Source organism: Novosphingobium mangrovi (assembly GCF_022818885.1).
Lineage (GTDB): Bacteria > Pseudomonadota > Alphaproteobacteria > Sphingomonadales > Sphingomonadaceae > Novosphingobium > Novosphingobium mangrovi.
The window spans coordinates 1-17,283 of sequence record NZ_JALHAT010000069.1 but is presented as its reverse complement, the minus strand read 5'-3'; the positions used below and the strand labels follow the sequence as shown (position 1 = coordinate 17,283).

The following is a 17,283-nucleotide window of genomic DNA, read 5'->3' as shown; positions in this document are numbered from 1 at the left end:
GATCCATGCTTGCCCTTCCAAAAGGCAGGCTTGAATCAGAACTTCGCCGGGTTGGGAATCACCTTTGTCAACGCGACCTAGTTTTCATCATTTTGGCGATCTTCATCGTCCAAATTCTCGTTTTGACCTTTATTCAAGCCTGAAGTCATTTTGTTTAATTCTTCCGCTTTTGCACTTGCAGCCTGTTCAAGAAGTGAAAGGCCATGAAAATAAGAGCACTTCAGGTGATATTCTCCTGCAGCCTTTATCGCCAAGGCCTCAGTTATTTTTCTATTTTCTGACAGCAATTTTGTTGCGTATAGTTCTCGATCTGCCTGAATGAGCATGGTAATCAATTCAGGCGTAGACTTTCGATAAACCTCGGCATTGATGTGATCGCGAGTCGCACCGAGCAATGTGGCGCCACCAGATAAAATATTGTCTGCGAGCCCTCCAGATACTACAGTTGCCGCGGATGAAAGTATTGTTGATGTTGTGCTTAGGGTTGCGTTAACAGTCCTCTGGTTGGCGGAGAGTTGCCTTAACTCTTTTGCGCAAACATTGTCTGCAATCATCATGAGGTTTATTAAATATTCTTTCCTGTCTCCAGCGCCTTCTTCATGATTTGTAAAATTATAGCACATAGGTTTGTATATTTTTCGCAGTTCTTTGCTGTAATATTTTTCATCCATTTTTGCGCAGAATTCTACTTTCGCCTCAACAACCGATATTGGGGCGACGGCTGCTTGTCTTTGAAATGTACTACAAGAAATGGCGGGTGTGGCCAGCAGAATGGAAAGTGCAGTAGATAGTTTTCGCATAACATCTCCATCCTTGGTAGGTTAATATAAAATAATAATTATTTCAATTATTTATTCATTAAACGTCCACTCTGGAGAGAGTGGGTTCGGTGCGGATAAAGCAGCTGCTCGTCGTTAGTGGTGACTGCTCGTGACGGTTGTGATGAAATTATTATATTTACAGAAATTTCAACTGATAAAATTGTATTTTTATTTACGGATTGATACTACATAATATATATTTGGGGCCTATATACGTGTGTGGCCCGGCCCAGAATTAAGCCCGGTCTTTGAAATACTCTCGCACGAAATCCAGCCCCTTCCGAGTGATCTTGAAGCCGCCGCGAATGTCCTGGGCATATCCCTGATAGATGAAGTTGGATTTGCTGTTTTTGTGCGATTTGAGGTTGCGCACGATCTGCGAAAACTTGGAGTCCTTGCGGCTCTCGTTCGCGGCCAGATGCTCGTCTGAAAGCGCGATATAGTCCGGCAGCGCCTCAATCATGGCTGAGGTCTTCATTTCGCCTTCAGGCTGCACAGACAGGACCAAGAGCGCGTATTTCCAAAGGTCTTTGGTAAGGTCAATTTCGACCGGAGCAGTAGCCTTCGGCTCATTGAGCGGTTGCTCAATGCGCTTCTGAGGCTCCACAGCCCGCATGCGCTGCTGCTTACGTTCCTGCCGAGCGATCTTCTTCACATCCTCGGCAACGGGAAGGTCTTCAGGCATGATGCCGCTGAGTTCCTGCATGGTTTGTCGGACCTTCAGGCCAACCTCATAGTGCGCGTTGCAGGCCGCTTCCTTTCCTTGGATTTTTCGTTCGCGCAGCTTCTCTTCAGTTTGCGTAATTCTAAACAGGTTCGCTGCCAGTTCCGTGCTTCCCATGTGGTCGAGAATTTGAGCGCGCTTTGGCAAGCGTTTGTAGGAGCGGATTTCATCAACGCCCCTTCCACCATAGAGACCTTGATACCCTCGGTTATGGAACTTCCCGAAGTCCTTGTTCTGAACCCCCGCGCCTTTGGCGGCACTAGCAAGAAGCTTGTTCTGCTCGACCACCTGATTGCGCAGGTAGTGCCGCTTTTGGTTCTCAGTGAGAGAGCCAAAATCGACGCCGTCCTCGTCTGCCAGTTCCTGGCGGCGCGTCTGGATTGCAAAATAGTTCTGCGCGAAGCTGATGGGCCGCTTTCGAGGATCGCCGTTCTGAGCGATCAGGTAGCAGGCGTAGCGATCAAGATGAATGTTCTCGACTTCGCGCCTACCGCCCTTGCCGATCTCGATCATGTCGGTGACGTCAACGAAATGATCGTCTGGATCGAGCCGCATCTGGCGGCAGGCCGTTTTAGCCTTCTCTACGATTGAGAGGAAATTCCGATAGTCGGCGTAACCCAGCAAGGTCGCCAATTCGCGAGCGGTCCAGAACTGGTTTCCGTCCTCGGTCTCGCGGGCTGCTGCCTCAAATTCCGCCAGCAGTGTATCGATCGTCTCTTCCGGCAGATCAGCTGCGACTAGGGCCGTTACCTCATCCGGGTCTGTCTGCGCGATGCGCTCCATCGCTTCCTCGAAATCAAAATCAAAGTCGACAGGGCCATCAAGCTTGCGATTATCCGTCATGCGATCAGTTCCTTGTAGGTGAGGCGACCTGCCGTCTGTTCCAGAAGGGCGTTCACGCGCTCGCCCGCTTCGATTTCGCGCTGGTTGAAGCGCCACGTCATTTCGTTGAGGTAGCGGCTCAGGTGCTTAGGCGAGAGCCAGTGATGAGTGCCAATCACCTGCCGCTTGAACAGCGCCCACACGCTCTCGATGCCGTTCGTATGAAGGCAGTAATTGCGAACATACTCGCCCGCGCTGTGGTTTACGCGGTGATGGGTGAAGCGGTCGCTCAATCCGTTGAAGCTAACGTGCTCGTCGGTCATCACGGTAGAACCGGGAGCGACAATACTGTTGATCGCGCCCTGCACGTTCTTGGCGCGCAGGTTCGGGAGCGTGCCCGTAACGAGGTCTCCATCCCGCTTCAGAATGCCAAGGACGATGGCCTTGCCTTTGCCACCCTGCTTGCCGCCCGTGCGCTTGCTGGCGTGCTTGTTCTTTTCCTTGCCGCCGATGAAGGTTTCGTCGGCTTCAATCTCACCGTCGAGAGGGCGGTTGAACGACTTGGTTTGGGCGGCGTAGCGTAGGCGGTGGAGCATGAACCATGCGGTCTTCTGCGTCACTCCAATGTCGGTCGCAAGCTGCGTGCTGGCTATGCCCTTCTTGTGATTGGTAAGTAGCCAGACCGCCAGCATCCATTCGCGCAGGCCAATCTTGCTGTCCTCAAAGATCGTGCCGACCTTGATTGAGAACCGCTTACGACATTCACCGCACTTGTGCGTGCGCCCGTCCTTAAAGTGATAGACCTTGGTAGCGCCACAATGGGGGCAATAGGCTCCATGCTTCCAGCGGATCGCGGTGAAATGATCGATTGCGGACTGCTCGTCCGGCATGGCCCGCATCATCTGGATCAGGCTGGTGAACTGCTGTTTCTTAGGGGCGCTCGTTTCCATGCCCTCGTTATGGCAGAGAAATCAGATTGGGTCAATCAGGTATATAGGCCCCATATATTTTGTTACTTTAAGTGCCCAGTTATATCATTTAATAACTCTTTCACTCATTTAATATACTGTCAAGGAGACGGTTATTGTGTAGTTATATTGAGGTGATTTTATTGTGCATAATGATATGATTTTAAGCGGCCACTTGTCGGCAGATTAGCTATCGCGCCGCTAGAAAATATTGTCAGCATATGAGCCGGAGTGTGAGTTTCTTGGCGTCTCAGATCGCTCCTTCAGTGACAGGCAAGGCGCAAGGCGGAAAGTGGGCTCCTCCATGTCACCAGGACCCGCCCTCTCCGATTCCGGGAGCGCGAGGGCAATGGCCCTCGCATGGGCTTTGCCTTCCTTTCTGCGATGCCCGTTTGCGGAGGTTCGAACCTCCAACTTCCTCTAGGTTGACGGCAGGCGGGTGAGTTGCAAATCCGGTCCCGGGGCAAGCAAGTACGGGGACGGTATGAATAACCGGAAGGTATCGGGGCAGGCGTTGTGCGCGATTGTCATGGCGGGGGCTCTGTCGGCGGGCGTGGTGGGCGCGGTGGGAAGCGCTCCGGCGCTGGCGCGTGAGGACGTGGCGCAGGCCTATCCGCTCGATCCTGAGACAAGCCCTTATGCCCGGGCCTCGGCCGAGGAGCGTGCGGCGATGAAGGCGCAGTTCGAGCAACTGCAGCGCACGTTCGCATCCCGCAATGCCCAAGCGCACATGTCCGGTTACGAGCAACTGGCCCGCAAGGGCTATCCCGATGCACTGGCCGCCATCGGATCCAGCTACCAGTTCGGGACCTACGGATATCGCAAGGATCTGAAACGGGCTCGGCGCCTGATCCTTGCCAGTGTCGAAGCGGGCAGCACATACGGGATGCATGGGCTCGCCTCGATGGTGGGCATCCCGGAATCCGATGTGAAGTTCGGGGTTTCCTACAAGAGCGTTGCTTCGATGCAGTTCTGGCACCTGGAGGCCGCTCGGAAGGGTAACAGGGGGGCCCAGGTCCAGGTTGGAATGCGCAATTTTGAGAGCCAGACGGAGAGTACCGGTGGCGTCTCGAACGCGGATCTCGCCTATTACTGGCTGATGCGGGCGCATGAAAACGCTGCGGCTGCGGGTGACAAGGGCGTCCTCTCCGTGACCGAGAGCCTGATCGGTCAACTGGGCCATACCGTGGGGAACCCGCCGCTGAGCGACTTTCCAGCGGACTATGGCGGCACTTCGGTTCCCGCCATGCGTGAACTGGAGCTCGCCAGGGTGCGGGAAGACCGCAAGGCCGTGGCGGCCGCACAGGCGAAGCTGGAGCAGGCGGGGCTGAGTGAGCAGACCTACCTTGCGAACCTGGGGGTCGTGCCGCAGCCATCCGTGGCCGCTCTGCAGCGCGCGCACGAGCAAAGGCTTGCGCAGGCGCGGGACAAGGAGGCGGCGCGGAAAGCGCGGATCGCTGCGGCCGATGCGAAGAAGGCGGCTGCCGTCACGCCGGCCGTAGCCAAGGCGAGCCCGGCCACGGCATCTCCGGCCAAGGTGCAGGAGGCGAAGGCCGATGCGGGCACCTATGCGCAGGTGATGGCCGCGATCACGGCAAAGGACATGAACGCACTGCAGGATATGCGCGAGGCGGGGATATTCAAGGAACGCGAACACGAGGGGCACCTGACGCTCGACTACGCCATCGCGGCGGTGCAGACGAAGGACCTCGATGTGGTGCGGCTGGTGGCCAGCCGCGCCAATCAGGCGCAGACCTTCAAGCCTCATACCCGGACGCTCTATCATCTGGTGGAGCAGGCGCGAACGCGTGCGATGTGGGCCAGCAACACGCAGGCGGCCTTCGATACGCCGGCCATCAAGGGGACCTACGAAATGGAGTTCCTGCGCAAGCTGAAAGAGGTTCTGCGCCTTGCAGGGGCCGACACGAGCGCGCAGGATCGCTACAAGCTCACCGCCTACGATCTGGCGGAGCAGGAAAACAACTCTCTGTGGGAGAAGCAGGAGACGCACCGGACGGGCCTGAACCGGTTCGAACGCGCAAGGCAGGCGGCGGCGAAACGGAAGGCGGAGCGGGCCGCGCAAGCGCGGCGCTGGGAGCGCGAGCAGGCCGAGTCGCGGCGGCGCGGTGCGGCTCGGGTGGCGGCCCTGCGCGCCCAGACGGCGGATTTCCTTGGCCAGATGTCGCGCAACACGACCAGCGCGGCGCAGTACGAGCGCGACTATCGCCAGCGGTTGGCGCGCAACAGGGCCAGGTCGCGCCAGCAGGCGGCACCATCGTCCTCGTCTTCGTCGTCATCTTCTTCGCCCAGCAGTCGTTCGACGAGCTCCAGTGCCGCGCCCTCCTCGAACCGGTCGCGCACGGCGCTGACCAAGCAGCCGACCCGGCCTTCGCAAACCACCGCAGGCCGCAGCAGCTCGGTGCCCTCACGCACGACGGTGTCGCGGCCAACGCCCGCGCGGTCCTCGTCGAGCTCGTCGTCGTCCTCATCCACCTCGCGCGCGCCGGACTGGAGCGGCAGCGCCTTGAGCGCCTGCTACCGCGAGGCCGAGCGCACCCGCACGATGGGGCCGAGTGACGGGCTGAAGGAGGCGATCAAGGCCTTCAAGATCGGGTGCGACGTGGTCCACCTGCTCGAGTTCTCGACCGCCGGGACCGACCGGGTCTACTGCGGCAAGTCCGGAGATTTTCCCGCCAAGGCGCAAGGGCGGCTGGCCGATGCGGGCCTGCGCGGATACCTGCCCTACGCCCAGCGCGCCTGGAACGTGTGGGTGAACAAGCGCGGGTGCATGTAGGAAACCTCACCTTTCGCGCGCCACCGTGGCGGCGAAAGGTGAGCTCGCCCGTTTTGGGGTCAAGGGGCGATGGCCCCTTGAAAACGCCTTCTTCTTCAGCGCTGCGTGGTCTGCCAGTTCGCGCTGCGCACGAAGGGCATCTCGCTGGCGGCCAGCGTCTCGCGGCCCATCACGAGGTCCGCGCCGCGTTCGGCGAGCATGATCGTGGGCGCGTTGAGGTTGCCCGTCGTGATCGCGGGCATGGCCGAGCTGTCGATCACGCGCAGGCCCTGAACGCCGCGCACGCGCAGCTCAGGGTCCAGCACCGCCATCGGATCGCCGTCCGCGCCCATCTTGCAGGTGCACGAGGGGTGGTAGGCGCTTTCCACGTTGTCGCGCACGAAGGCGTCGATCTGTTCGTCGGTCACGACATCGGCGCCGGGCTGCATCTCGCGTCCGGTGTAGGGGGCAAGGGCTTCCTGCGCGAAGATCTCGCGGGTGAGGCGCACGCAGGCGCGCATCTCTTCCCAGTCCTCGGCGTGGCTCATGTAGTTGAAGCGGATTTCGGGCGTGTCGAGCGCACCGGCCGAGCGCAGGCGCACCGTGCCCCGGCTCTTCGAGCGCATCGGACCGACGTGGGCCTGATAGCCGTGGCGGTCGGCCATCGAGGACCCGTCGTAGGACACCGCGAGCGGCAGGAAGTGGTACTGGATGTCCGGGTACTCGATCCCGGCGCGCGAGCGGATGAAGCCGCAGCTCTCGAAGTGGTTGGTCGCGCCAAGCCCTTCCTTGAGCGCCAGCCACTGCGCGCCGATGCGCGCCTTGGCGATGGGGCCCATGGCCGAGAACAGCGTGATCGGCTGGGTGCATTCCATCTGGAAGTAGAATTCCAGGTGATCCTGCAGGTTCTCACCCACGCCGGGCAGGTCCTGGACGACCTCGATGCCGAGGGCCTTCAGTTGCTCGGCCGCGCCAATGCCGGAGCGCTGGAGCAGGGTGGGCGAATTGATCGGGCCGCTCGCCACGATGACCTCGCGTGCGGCGCGCACTTCGCGCACTTCGCCGCCCTGCACATAGCGCACGCCGACCGCGCGGGTGCCCTCGAACAGCAGCTTGTCGGCGAGCGCGTGGGTCTCGACCGTCAGGTTGCGGCGCTTCATGGCGGGCTTGAGATAGGCGTTGGCCGCGCTCCAGCGGCGGCCCTTGTGGACGGTCATGTCCATCCGGCCAAAGCCTTCCTGCTGCGCGCCGTTGTAGTCCGCCGTGAAGGGGTAGCCGGCCTGCTGCGCGGCTTCGGCGAACTTGGAGTAGAGCGGATTCTTCAGCGTCCCGTACTTCGTGTTGAGCGAGCCATTGCCGCCCCGGTAGGCATCGCCGCCTTCCTGGCGCGTTTCGGCGCGCTGGAAGTAGGGGAGGACGTGCGCGTAGTCCCAGTCGTGCGCGCCCAGGTTGTGCCAGCGCTCGAAGTCCATCGGGTTGCCGCGCACGTAGACCATGCCGTTGATCGAGGACGAGCCACCCAGCACCTTGCCGCGCGGGGTGTGCATGCGCCGCCCGCCCAGGTGCTTCTCGGGCTCCGAGTAGTAGCGCCAGTCGTACTTCTTCATGTTCATCGGGTAGGACAGGGCGCTCGGCATCTGGATCAGCACCGAGCGGTCCGACCCGCCGAATTCGAGCACCAGGACGGTGGTCTTGCCGTCCGCGCTCAGCCGGTCGGCCAGCACGCAGCCGGCCGAGCCGGCGCCCACGATGACGTAGTCGAATTGCGCGTTCATGAAGGTGTCTCTGTCAATTGGTCGTTCGGGGCTCAGTAGGGGGCGTCGACATCGCCCTTGGCGACGTAGACGCTCTTGAGCTGGGTGTAGTGCTCGATTGCGGCAAGGCCGTTCTCGCGCCCAACGCCCGAGTTCTTGTAGCCTCCGAACGGCAGTTCGATGGGGGTGACGTTGTAGTCGTTGATCCAGCAGCTCCCGGCCTGAAGCGCGGCGATCACGGTGTGCGCGCGCATCAGGTCGCGGGTGAAGACGCCCGCGGCAAGGCCGAACTCGGTGTCATTGGCGCGCGCGATCACTTCCTCTTCGGTGTCGAAAGGCAGGACCAGCATGACCGGCCCGAAGACTTCGTCGCGCACGATCGAGGCGCTGTCGTCCTCGGCCTGGAACACGGTCGGCTCGACATAGAAGCCGCGATCGTACTCACCGCCGGTAAGGCGCTCGCCGCCCATCAGCAGCTTCACGCCCTCACGCTTGGCGCGCGCGATGTGGCCCAGCACCAAGTCGAGCTGGACCCTGCTGACAAGCGGGCCCAAGTGCGTTTCGGGGTTGAACGGATCGCCGATGCGCAGTGCCTTGGTGCGCTTTTCCAGCCGGGCGAGGAAGTCCTTCAGCACCGAGCGATGGACAAAGACGCGCGTCCCGTTCGAGCAGATCTGCCCGGTGGAATAGAAGTTCGCCATCATCGCGCCGCTCACCGCGTTGTCGAGATCGGCGTCCTCGAAGACGATCAGCGGGCTCTTGCCACCCAGCTCCAGCGTCGTGGGCTTGAGGCCCTTGGCAGCCTCGCCCATGACGAGGCGGCCGGTGGGAACAGAGCCCGTCAGCGAGACCTTGGCGATGCCCGGGTGCGCAATCAGCGAACGGCCGGTTTCGCCATAGCCTTGCGCGACCTGGAAGACGCCTTCGGGAAGGCCGGCTTCGCGGAAGATGCCTTCCAGTTCCATCGCCGTCATCGGGGTCTGCTCGGCGGGCTTGAAGATGAGCGCGTTGCCGCAGGCGAGCGCGGGCGCAGCCTTCCAGCAGGCGATCTGCATAGGGTAGTTCCACGCGCCGATCCCGGCGCATACGCCCAGCGGCTCGCGGCGGGTGTAGCCGAAGGCCGCAGCGCCCAAGTCCAGGAACTGGCCCGCCACGGTCGAGGCGATGCCGCCATAGTATTCCAGGCAATCCGCGCCCGAGATGATGTCGACCTCCTTGGTCTCCTGCACCGGCTTGCCGGTGTTGCGGGTCTCGATTTCGGCAAGCTCATCGTTGCGTTCGCGCAGGATGTCGCTGGTGCGGCGCAGCACGCGGCCGCGCTCGGTGCCGCTGAGCGCGGCCCATTCGCGCTGGCCTTCGTGCGCCTTGGCGACCATGCGGTCGATGTCCTGGGCACTGGCGACGGGCAGGTCGGCGATGGTTTCGCCGGTCGCCGGGTTGACCGGACGCACAGTGGCGGGAACCGAAGCGGCGGCAATCGGGTGGCGCGCCAGCGAATCCTCGACCACGAAGTTGAGCATGTCGCGCGCGGCTTCGGGGTCGACCTCGTTCCAGCCCGAGAGCGCGCCGCGCAGCCACACGCCGTCGATCATGGCGGCGATGAGGGCGGCGGTCTTGCGCGCTTCCTCGGGCGTTTCCATGGCGCGCAGCGCGTGGGTGAGGTTGGAAAGCATGCGCTTCTGGTAGGCGGCTTGCACGCGGTGGAGGCGCGGGTGCTGCAGCGCCTGGCCCCAGAAGGCGAGCCAGGCCATGCTGGTGCGCAGGTCGATCTCGGTGCGCGAGAGCGAGGCGTCGATCACCGCCTGAACGCGCGCGCGCGGGCTGTCGGCGGCGACCATGCGCATGCGCACTGCATCGCCGTGGCGGAAGGCGAGCGCGCGGAACGCGGCTTCGAGAAGGCCGTTCTTGTCTTTGAAGTAGTGCGCGACAAGGCCGGGCGAGACGTCGGCGCGCTTGCCGATCTCGGCGAGCGTGGTGCCGGTGAAGCCCACTTCGGCGAGCGAATCGATTGTCATCTCGATCAGCTGGCGCGCGCGGGCATCGTGCCTTGACGGAGCTTTCGTTGTCGCCGAACCTGTTGCCATGATCTTGTCCTGAATGACCGTTCAATTGATTTGAGCGTCAGCTATACCTCTCTCCGCGCCATTGCAAGTCTTGGCTGAAAAAGGTGGAAGGTTGCCATTGAATAAGCCTTCAATGGCGTTATAGGCACAGGGCATCACGCGAATTCAAGGAAGCCTATGCGCCGTCTGGCAACGCGACTTCTCCTGGCCCTGGGCCTCCTCTGCAGCTTCGTCCTGGGATCGACCGCCGCAAGTGCGGCCGCCGATCCCCCGGCGTGCCGCGCGGTGCGCCTCGCCGACGTAGGCTGGACAGATGTCACCGCGACGACAAGCGTGGCCTCCGAGGTCCTGCGCGAAATCGGCTACAAACCGACCACGCGCGTGCTCTCGGTGCCGGTGACCTTCAACGGCATGGCACGCGGCGATGTCGACATTTTCCTTGGCAACTGGATGCCCGCGCAAAAGAGCCTGATCCAGGGGCACATCGAGGACGGCACGCTCGAACGCGTGCGCGCCAACCTCGTCGATGCGCGCTACACGCTGGCGGTCCCGGACTACCTCTACGAGGAGGGCCTCCAGAGCTTTGCCGACATCGCGCGCTTTGCCGATGCGCTGGACCACAAGATCTACGGCATCGAGCCGGGCAACGACGGCAACCAGCTGGTCATCGACATGATCGGGCGCGACGCCTTCGACACCGGCGATTTCCAGGTGGTCGAGAGCAGCGAGCAGGGCATGCTCTCCGAGGTCGAGCGTGCGGTGAAGGAAAAGCGCGCCATCGTCTTCCTGGGCTGGCAACCGCACCCGATGAACGAGCGCTTCGACATGAAGTACCTGGCGGGCGGCGACGATGTCTTCGGCCCCAACTTCGGCGGCGCGACGGTGAGCACCATCGTGCGCCGGGGCTACCGCGAGGAATGCCCCAACCTTGGCCAGTTCCTTGAAAACCTCTCCTTCGAGGTCGAGGAAGAGAACGCGCTGATGGGCCGCATCGAAGGCGGCGCCAATCCGCAGGATGCTGCGCGCGCGTGGATCGCGCAGAACCCGCACCGCGTGGCGCAGTGGCTCGACGGCGTGACCACTTTCTCGGGCGAGCCTGCCGAGGCGGCGATCAAGGCCAGCAAGCAGGCCGGCCCCACGGGTTCGTGGCTGACCGCCAACAAGATCCCGGTCGGCTCCTCGATTGCCGTCGCGGTGGACTGGATCAAGGCGCACAGCGGTCTTCTCGACATCGTCTCGGGCGCAGTGAGCGCGGGCGTCGATGGGCTGACCGGCGTGCTCCACGCGGTGCCGCCGCTCCTTTTCGTGGCGCTCGCGACGGTGCTCACCTGGTTCCTGCGCAAGTCCTACGGCTTCACCGCTTTCGTGCCGCTCGCGCTGCTCTTCATCATCAATCAGGGTTACTGGGACGAGACGGTCGATACGCTCGCGCTCGTGGTCTTTGCCGCGGCGACCTCGACCGTGATCGGCGTTCCCATCGGCATCTGGGCGGGGCATCGCCCGCGCGCGTACGAGTACCTGCGCTCGGTGCTTGACCTGATGCAGACGCTGCCCACGTTCGTCTACCTGATCCCGACGCTGGTGATCTTCGGGCTGGGCGTCGTTCCGGGCCTCATCTCCACGATCATCTTCTCGCTGCCCGCGCCGATCCGCCTGACCCAGCTGGGCATCGCGTCCGTCCCGCGTCCGCTGATCGAGGCGGGCGAGAGCTTTGGTGCGACGAAGCGCCAGCTTCTCTTCAAGATCGAGCTTCCGGCCGCCGCCGGATCGATCCTTGCGGGTGTCACCCAGTGCATCATGCTCAGCCTCTCGATGGTCGTCATCGCCGCGCTGGTGGGCGCAGGCGGCCTGGGTGTGCCGGTGGTGCGCGCGCTCAACACCGTGCAGGTGGGCATGGGCTTCGAGGCGGGCTTCGCCATCGTCCTGCTCGCCATCATTCTCGACCGCGTGACCCGGCGCGAAACCAAGGGAGACAGCTGATGGCCACGGCGATCGAATTTCGGAACGTCGACATCTTCTTTGCAAGCGGCCGGGGGCGCAAGCGCGAGGCCGCGCTCGCCCGCGCGCTGGAGCTGGCCGAGGCGGGCAAGGAACGCGCCGCGATCAGCGAGGAGACAGGCGTGGTCCTGGGCGTCCACGACGCCTCACTCACGGTCGAGCGCGGGCACATCTCGGTGCTGATGGGCCTGTCGGGCTCGGGCAAGTCGACGCTGCTGCGCGCGGCCAACGGCCTCAACGAGGTAACGCGCGGGCAGGTCCTCGTCCATGGCGGCGAGGGCGAGGAGGTGGTCGACATCGCGCCGCGCGATCCCGCCACTTTGCGCGAAGTGCGCCGCAAGCGTGTCGCCATGGTCTTCCAGCAGTTCGCGCTCCTGCCCTGGCGCACGGTGCGCGAGAACGTGGCCTTTGGCCTGGAACTGCGCGGCGAGGACAAGGCGGCGATGGCCAGGCGCGTCGATGAACAGCTCGAATTGGTCGGTCTTTCCGACTGGGCGGACAGCTATGCAAGCGAGCTTTCGGGCGGCATGCAGCAGCGCGTCGGGCTGGCGCGCGCCTTTGCCACGGACGCCGACATCCTCCTCATGGACGAGCCGTTCTCCGCGCTCGACCCGCTGATCCGCGCCAAGCTGCAGGACGACCTCCTGGAACTCCAGCGCGAGGTCCAGAAGACGATCCTGTTCGTCAGCCATGACCTTGATGAGGCCTTCAAGCTGGGCGACCAGATCACGCTGCTGGAAGGCGGGCGCATCGTCCAGAGCGGCAGCCGCGAGGAGATCCTCAACAATCCGGCGACCCCCTATGTCGCAAGCTTCCTCGAGCACATGAACCCGCTCCACGTGATGACCGGCGCCACGGTCATGCACCCGGTTGCGGAGCTGGAGGAAGTGGACGGCGGCCTGCTGCTCGACGAGGGGGGCAACTACCGTCTGGAAGGCGAGCGTGTCCATTCGGATGGGGGCTGGCAGCCGGTCAACACCATCGCCGATCCCGAGACGCAGGACACCTTCCCCGAAGGCATCGCGCAGGTTCCCGCCGAGACCAACGTGCGCACGCTCATGCAGATCGCCGCGCAGACCGACAACCCGGTGCTGCTCACCGAAGACGGCGAACTGGCGGGCGTGACCTCCAGCCAGGACATCCTCGACAAGCTGAGCCAGACCGGGCCTGTGGGATCGGAGGATTCCGCCGCGCAGTAAAAAAAGGGGGCGCATGGCAGCGCAGCGCAAGGCCGCCCTTCGGGTCGCACCTTCGAGGCCGCCCTCACGCCGGTTCCTGCCGCCCCCTCCATGATCTGCGCCCCGCGCCCGGCCCCCCCGGCGCTCCGTTCCCCTCTCCCCGGGAGCGCCGGGGGCAACGCAAAAGGGCCGCTCTGTCGAGCGGCCCTTCGTCGTTTCATGAAGAGGTGTTGCGGGCCAAAGCTGGCTGGGGACGTTTTGAGCACATGGAGCGGCTGCGATGGGCCGTTTGCACCCTGTCTGCTTTCGGATCCGCAACCCGCGATAGCGGCCCTTCCGCCCACCGCCACTTGACCACGAAGCCTCTCAGGTCAGGGCAACGCTTCGAGAAATGCAGCTGAAAGGGTTCTAATGAGGCTATCAAGTCCGCGTGCTCGACGAGTGGGAAATAGCGTGCCTCGCTCGCGATCTGAGCCGACCGAACTTACGGTCTTCAAGCTCCAGGGAGCCGGTCGGCGGACGCTCCTCGTGAATCGAAAAATGCTTCTAGTTGACCCGCCAGTGAGATTCTTCGACGCGACCGCGACCATGTTGAACTCGCTCTTGGCTGTGAAGAGCAGGCGATTGGCCTATGGCGTTGGACGTAGCAGATCACGTGGCAAATGGATGCCATTCTGTTCCCATTTGCTAAGTTGCAGGAAACAGATGGAGCGGACATATGGCACTACGCGTTTCCTCGCTAACTTTCGTTGGATTTTACCCTAATTCTCTGATCCAAGAGCATCCAGGCGACCTCGAATTTGACGAGGTCTATCGAATGATCGAAGCAGGATCGGTGCTTGAAGATCTGGCGGCCCGATATCCTGGCGAAACCGACTTCAGTTTGTCTGGTCCTACAAGTGATCAGCGCGGGCCGCTTATCGCTGCCCTTCAGGACGCGGCCGGGGGGCTGGAGGGTCGAGAGCGTCGTAAGGTCGGGATTGATCGTTGCGGCTTGAACCTTCTGATGGCCTTTGTCTTGGAAGCAATCCAGCGAGTGGGCCGGGAGTAACCGGTTACGCTGTTCTCTTGCCTTGGTAGGGCCATAAGCGCTCAACAGCGCCGCTTGGCTTTCCGTTTCCATCGACATGCACGAGGTCGCCAGCGTCGAGGCGCTCTATTTCTACAAAGCCACGGCCAATGGCCGTTATGTTCCGAAAAGGAATGGGAGGTTTGAGCAGATGTGACGTGACCCCCGAGCTTTCCTCCAGCGGGGATTAAAGTCGGGCGACTTTGTTGCGCATAGGCGCGGTGGAAGCAATGGCCTGCGCAGCGGAGCCCGTAGGGCGTAGCGAAGCAGGCCATTGCTTGTGCAATTTGGCGGCGAAGTCCGCCGGGGTTTGATAGCCAAGCGCCGAATGCGGCCGGTGCCGGTTGTAGTCCTCCACCCACGCTGCGATTTGCCTGCGGGTGTGATCCAGGCTGAGGAACCGTGTCTGGTTGAGCAGTGCGTCACGCATGCGTCCGTTGAAGCTCTCGACGAAACCGTTCTGCCTGGGCCTGCCCGGTGCGATGTAGTGCCATTCCACATCAGCCTGACCGCACCAGGGCAGGACGGCGTTGCTGGTGAGTTCGGTACCGTAGCACATTGGGAAGCGGCCTTTCGAAGAGCCGCTTCGCCTTGATGGAGACAAGGGCGCGTAGCGCCCGCCGGCTTCATCAAGGCGGTCATGACCGGCCAGCGGGTCTCTAAAGTGAAGTTGTCGACTCAACACTTTGGAGACGGACCGACCATGACCAAGCGCACATCTACTCCCGCCGACGCGGTGCTGGTAGCCATCGATATGTCCAAGCATCGCCAGGAGGTGCTGATCGAGTGCCCCGAAGGCGGGCGCCGACGGCGGATGACGGTGATGGCGACCAAGGCAGATTATGATCGCCTCGCAACCGATCTTGGCGATATCGGGCGTCCCATCGTCGTCGGCTTCGAGGCTACCGGCAACTACCACCGCACGCTGGCGCACCGCCTGCTCGCTGCGGGCTTCGAACTGCGCCTGATTTCTTCCGTCGCACTGGCTCGGACCCGAGAGGCGCTGCACAATGGTTGGAACAAGAACGATAGCAAGGATGCGCAGATGATCCTGTACATGCTCCGGATCGGAGCGACCCAGCGCTACGTCGATCCGCTTGCCGCCGGCATCAATGATCTGCAGGAGATGTAGAAGACGCACGAGGCGATCTCCAAGGCCAAGACCCAGACCTGGCATCGCCTCCTGACGCACTATCTGCCGCTCTATTTTCCGGAGATCGAACGCTTCGCCGGCAATAGCCGCTTCGACTGGTTCCTCGCCTTGCTTGAGCGGCTCCCCACCCCGGCCAGCATGACCGTGCTTGGACAGGAGGCATTCACTCGCGAGGCTTGGGACTTGGTTGGTCGCAAGGTGTCCAAGGCCCGACTGCTCAACGATATCTATGCAACCGCCAGCGCCTCTATAGCGCTCCCGGCCGAGGAGGATTCCATATCGATCGCCATGTTCCGCATGGGCATCGCACAGGCGCGCAGCCTGATCCGGCAACGCGACGAGATTGAACGGACCGCGCATGCCATTCTGGCCGAGAACCGCGACTACCAACTGCTGCGCATGATCCCAGGGATCGGCCCTATTAACGCGCTGACTATCCTCGCCGAGGCTGGCGATCTGCGCCGGTTCGGCCATCACCGCCAGTTCCTCAAATTTTGCGGGCTTGATCTCGCCACTTGCCAGTCGGGCACTTTCCGCGGCCGGACCAAGCTCTCGAAGTACGGCAACGCCAGACTGCGCCAAACCTTCTGGATGGCTACCCAGGTTGCCATCCGACAGCGTGACAACAGCTTCCGTGACAAGCTGGCGCGCTTTGTAGCCGGACACGGCAACGACCCTGATCGCCGCCGCAAGGCGATGACCGCACTTACCGCCAAGATGGCGCGCGTCACGCATGCCGTCATCAAGACGGGAACCGAGTACCGTCCGTTCGTTGAACGGGCGGACACCAGATGGAAGGACCCCTCTCTGTGGAGCCGTGACGGCGCTTCTGCGACCCTGTAGATAATGTTCGGGCCTTCCATCCGGCACCCGCATCTCATTTTAAGGACGGTGAGGACCACGACCAAAGCGGCCGCTGGATCCTGTGTTTGCTATGGCCGAGAGCGCTTTCCTTGACGATGGAAGCCATCTGGATCAGTATAAAAACAGCGCTGACCATGATTGGCGCAATGAGACCTGCCGGCCGTTTGCCGCCACTGCTTCCCGACCTAGGACGTTGTCGCTGACGATCAGCCCCGGTTTTCCGCGCCTCTCGATCAGGAGCGCCAGTTCGCGCACGACACGGCGCCCACAGATCGACGTGTCGGGTATCGCGGCCAGGCACTCGCGCGTCACGTCATCGACGATGTTGAGCACACGGAAGCGTCGCCCGGACACCATCTGGTCGTGGACGAAATCGAGGCTCCAGCGCTGGTTCGGCAAAGCGAGCACCGGAACTGGAGCGCGCGTACCCTCGGCGCATCTGCGGCTACGTCGCCTGCGAACGGCCAAGCCTTCCTCGCGATAAAGCCGCTGCGTCTTCTTGCGGTTGATCATCACGCCTTCACGCCGCAGCAGGATGTGAAGGCGCCGATAGCCGAACCGGCGACGCTGGTTCGCTAGTTCGCGCAAACGCTGCCGAAGAGCGCCATCATCGCTCCGCCTGGAACGATAACGCACGCTCTTGCGATCGGCATCAAGGACACGGCACGCCCGCCGCTCGCTCATCCGATGGTGTTCCATCAGATGCGCGACGGCTTCCCGTCTTGCAGCGGGGGTCACCAGTTCTTTTTGACAGCAAATCCTTCAGTGCCGCGTTATCCAGCATGCTGTAGCTTCGCTGGCCTTCGGCTCGGCAAGGAGCCGCTTGAGCTTCGCATTCTCGTCTTCGCGAACCTTCAGGCGCTTGGCTTCCGATACCTCGAGCCCTCCATACTTCGCATTCCAGTTGTAGATCGTCCCCTCCGAAATGCCGTGACGACGCGCCAGATCGGCTATCTTGGCCCCAGCCTCGGCCTCCTTCAGCCCCCCTATGATCTGCTCTTTCGTAAAACGTGCTCTCTTCATCTCGTCCTTCCTTCTCTCAGGCCAGACTCTAGGGTTTGTGGGGATTCATCGTGATGCGGTGATTGCCGCGTCG

The 17,283-nt window shown here is 62.1% G+C and carries 9 protein-coding genes and 3 pseudogenes; 5 read left to right on the top strand and 7 right to left on the bottom strand.

Going from position 1 to position 17,283, the window contains the following annotated elements; translation table 11 throughout:
* Nucleotides 1-77 precede the first annotated feature (77 nt).
* From MTR65_RS19550 to MTR65_RS19540, 3 genes are all read right to left on the bottom strand, one after another.
* Nucleotides 78-800, bottom strand: a complete 723-nt coding sequence (locus MTR65_RS19550) for a hypothetical protein (protein ID WP_243803187.1) — start codon at nt 798-800, stop codon at nt 78-80.
* A 256-nt stretch (nt 801-1,056) separates the two neighbouring features.
* Nucleotides 1,057-2,388 carry a DNA damage-inducible protein D gene (gene dinD, locus MTR65_RS19545; RefSeq protein ID WP_243803184.1) on the bottom strand — a complete coding sequence of 444 codons (1,332 nt, stop codon included), beginning with the start codon at nt 2,386-2,388 and terminating at the stop codon, nt 1,057-1,059.
* The gene (locus MTR65_RS19540; protein WP_243803182.1) at nt 2,385-3,317 is read right to left on the bottom strand and encodes an IS1595 family transposase; all 933 of its coding nucleotides are present in this window, start codon (nt 3,315-3,317) and stop codon (nt 2,385-2,387) included. Before MTR65_RS19540 ends, dinD begins: the two co-directional genes overlap by 4 nt.
* Nucleotides 3,318-3,819: 502 nt before the next feature.
* Here MTR65_RS19540 and MTR65_RS19535 point away from each other — a divergent pair.
* Entirely contained in the window at nt 3,820-6,129 is a 2,310-nt protein-coding gene (locus MTR65_RS19535) for an SEL1-like repeat protein (protein WP_243803178.1), read from the top strand.
* 95 nt (nt 6,130-6,224) lie between these two features.
* On the opposite strand, the gene betA is transcribed toward MTR65_RS19535, so the two are convergent.
* Together betA and betB are read right to left on the bottom strand one after the other, a co-directional pair.
* On the bottom strand, nt 6,225-7,883 hold the full coding sequence (gene betA, locus MTR65_RS19530; RefSeq protein ID WP_243803175.1) for a choline dehydrogenase: 1,659 nt from the start codon (nt 7,881-7,883) through the stop codon (nt 6,225-6,227).
* 32 nt (nt 7,884-7,915) lie between these two features.
* On the bottom strand, nt 7,916-9,946 hold the full coding sequence (gene betB / locus MTR65_RS19525) for a betaine-aldehyde dehydrogenase (protein WP_243803173.1): 2,031 nt from the start codon (nt 9,944-9,946) through the stop codon (nt 7,916-7,918).
* Nucleotides 9,947-10,102: 156 nt separating this feature from the next.
* On the opposite strand from betB, the gene choW reads away from it, so the two are divergent.
* The 3 genes from choW (at nt 10,103) to MTR65_RS19510 (ending at nt 14,152) form a co-directional block, all read left to right on the top strand.
* Entirely contained in the window at nt 10,103-11,905 is a 1,803-nt protein-coding gene (choW, locus tag MTR65_RS19520) for a choline ABC transporter permease subunit (RefSeq protein ID WP_243803171.1), read from the top strand.
* Nucleotides 11,905-13,122 (top strand): choline ABC transporter ATP-binding protein, encoded by a 1,218-nt coding sequence (gene choV, locus MTR65_RS19515; RefSeq protein WP_243803169.1) that lies wholly within the window; start codon nt 11,905-11,907, stop codon nt 13,120-13,122. Before choW ends, choV begins: the two co-directional genes overlap by 1 nt.
* 697 nt (nt 13,123-13,819) lie before the next feature.
* Nucleotides 13,820-14,152, top strand: coding sequence for a hypothetical protein (locus MTR65_RS19510; RefSeq protein WP_243803166.1), 333 nt, complete (start codon nt 13,820-13,822; stop codon nt 14,150-14,152).
* Between the two features lie 205 nt (nt 14,153-14,357).
* On the opposite strand, the pseudogene MTR65_RS19505 reads toward MTR65_RS19510, so the two are convergent.
* Nucleotides 14,358-14,720, bottom strand: a pseudogene (locus tag MTR65_RS19505) (integrase core domain-containing protein); the annotation flags it as partial.
* Nucleotides 14,721-14,873: 153 nt separating this feature from the next.
* On the opposite strand from MTR65_RS19505, the pseudogene MTR65_RS19500 reads away from it, so the two are divergent.
* A pseudogene (locus MTR65_RS19500) lies at nt 14,874-16,170 on the top strand (IS110 family RNA-guided transposase).
* A 209-nt stretch (nt 16,171-16,379) separates the two neighbouring features.
* Here MTR65_RS19500 and MTR65_RS19495 read toward each other — a convergent pair.
* Nucleotides 16,380-17,210 (bottom strand): annotated as a pseudogene (locus MTR65_RS19495) (IS3 family transposase); the annotation flags it as partial.
* Nucleotides 17,211-17,283: the final 73 nt, after the last annotated feature.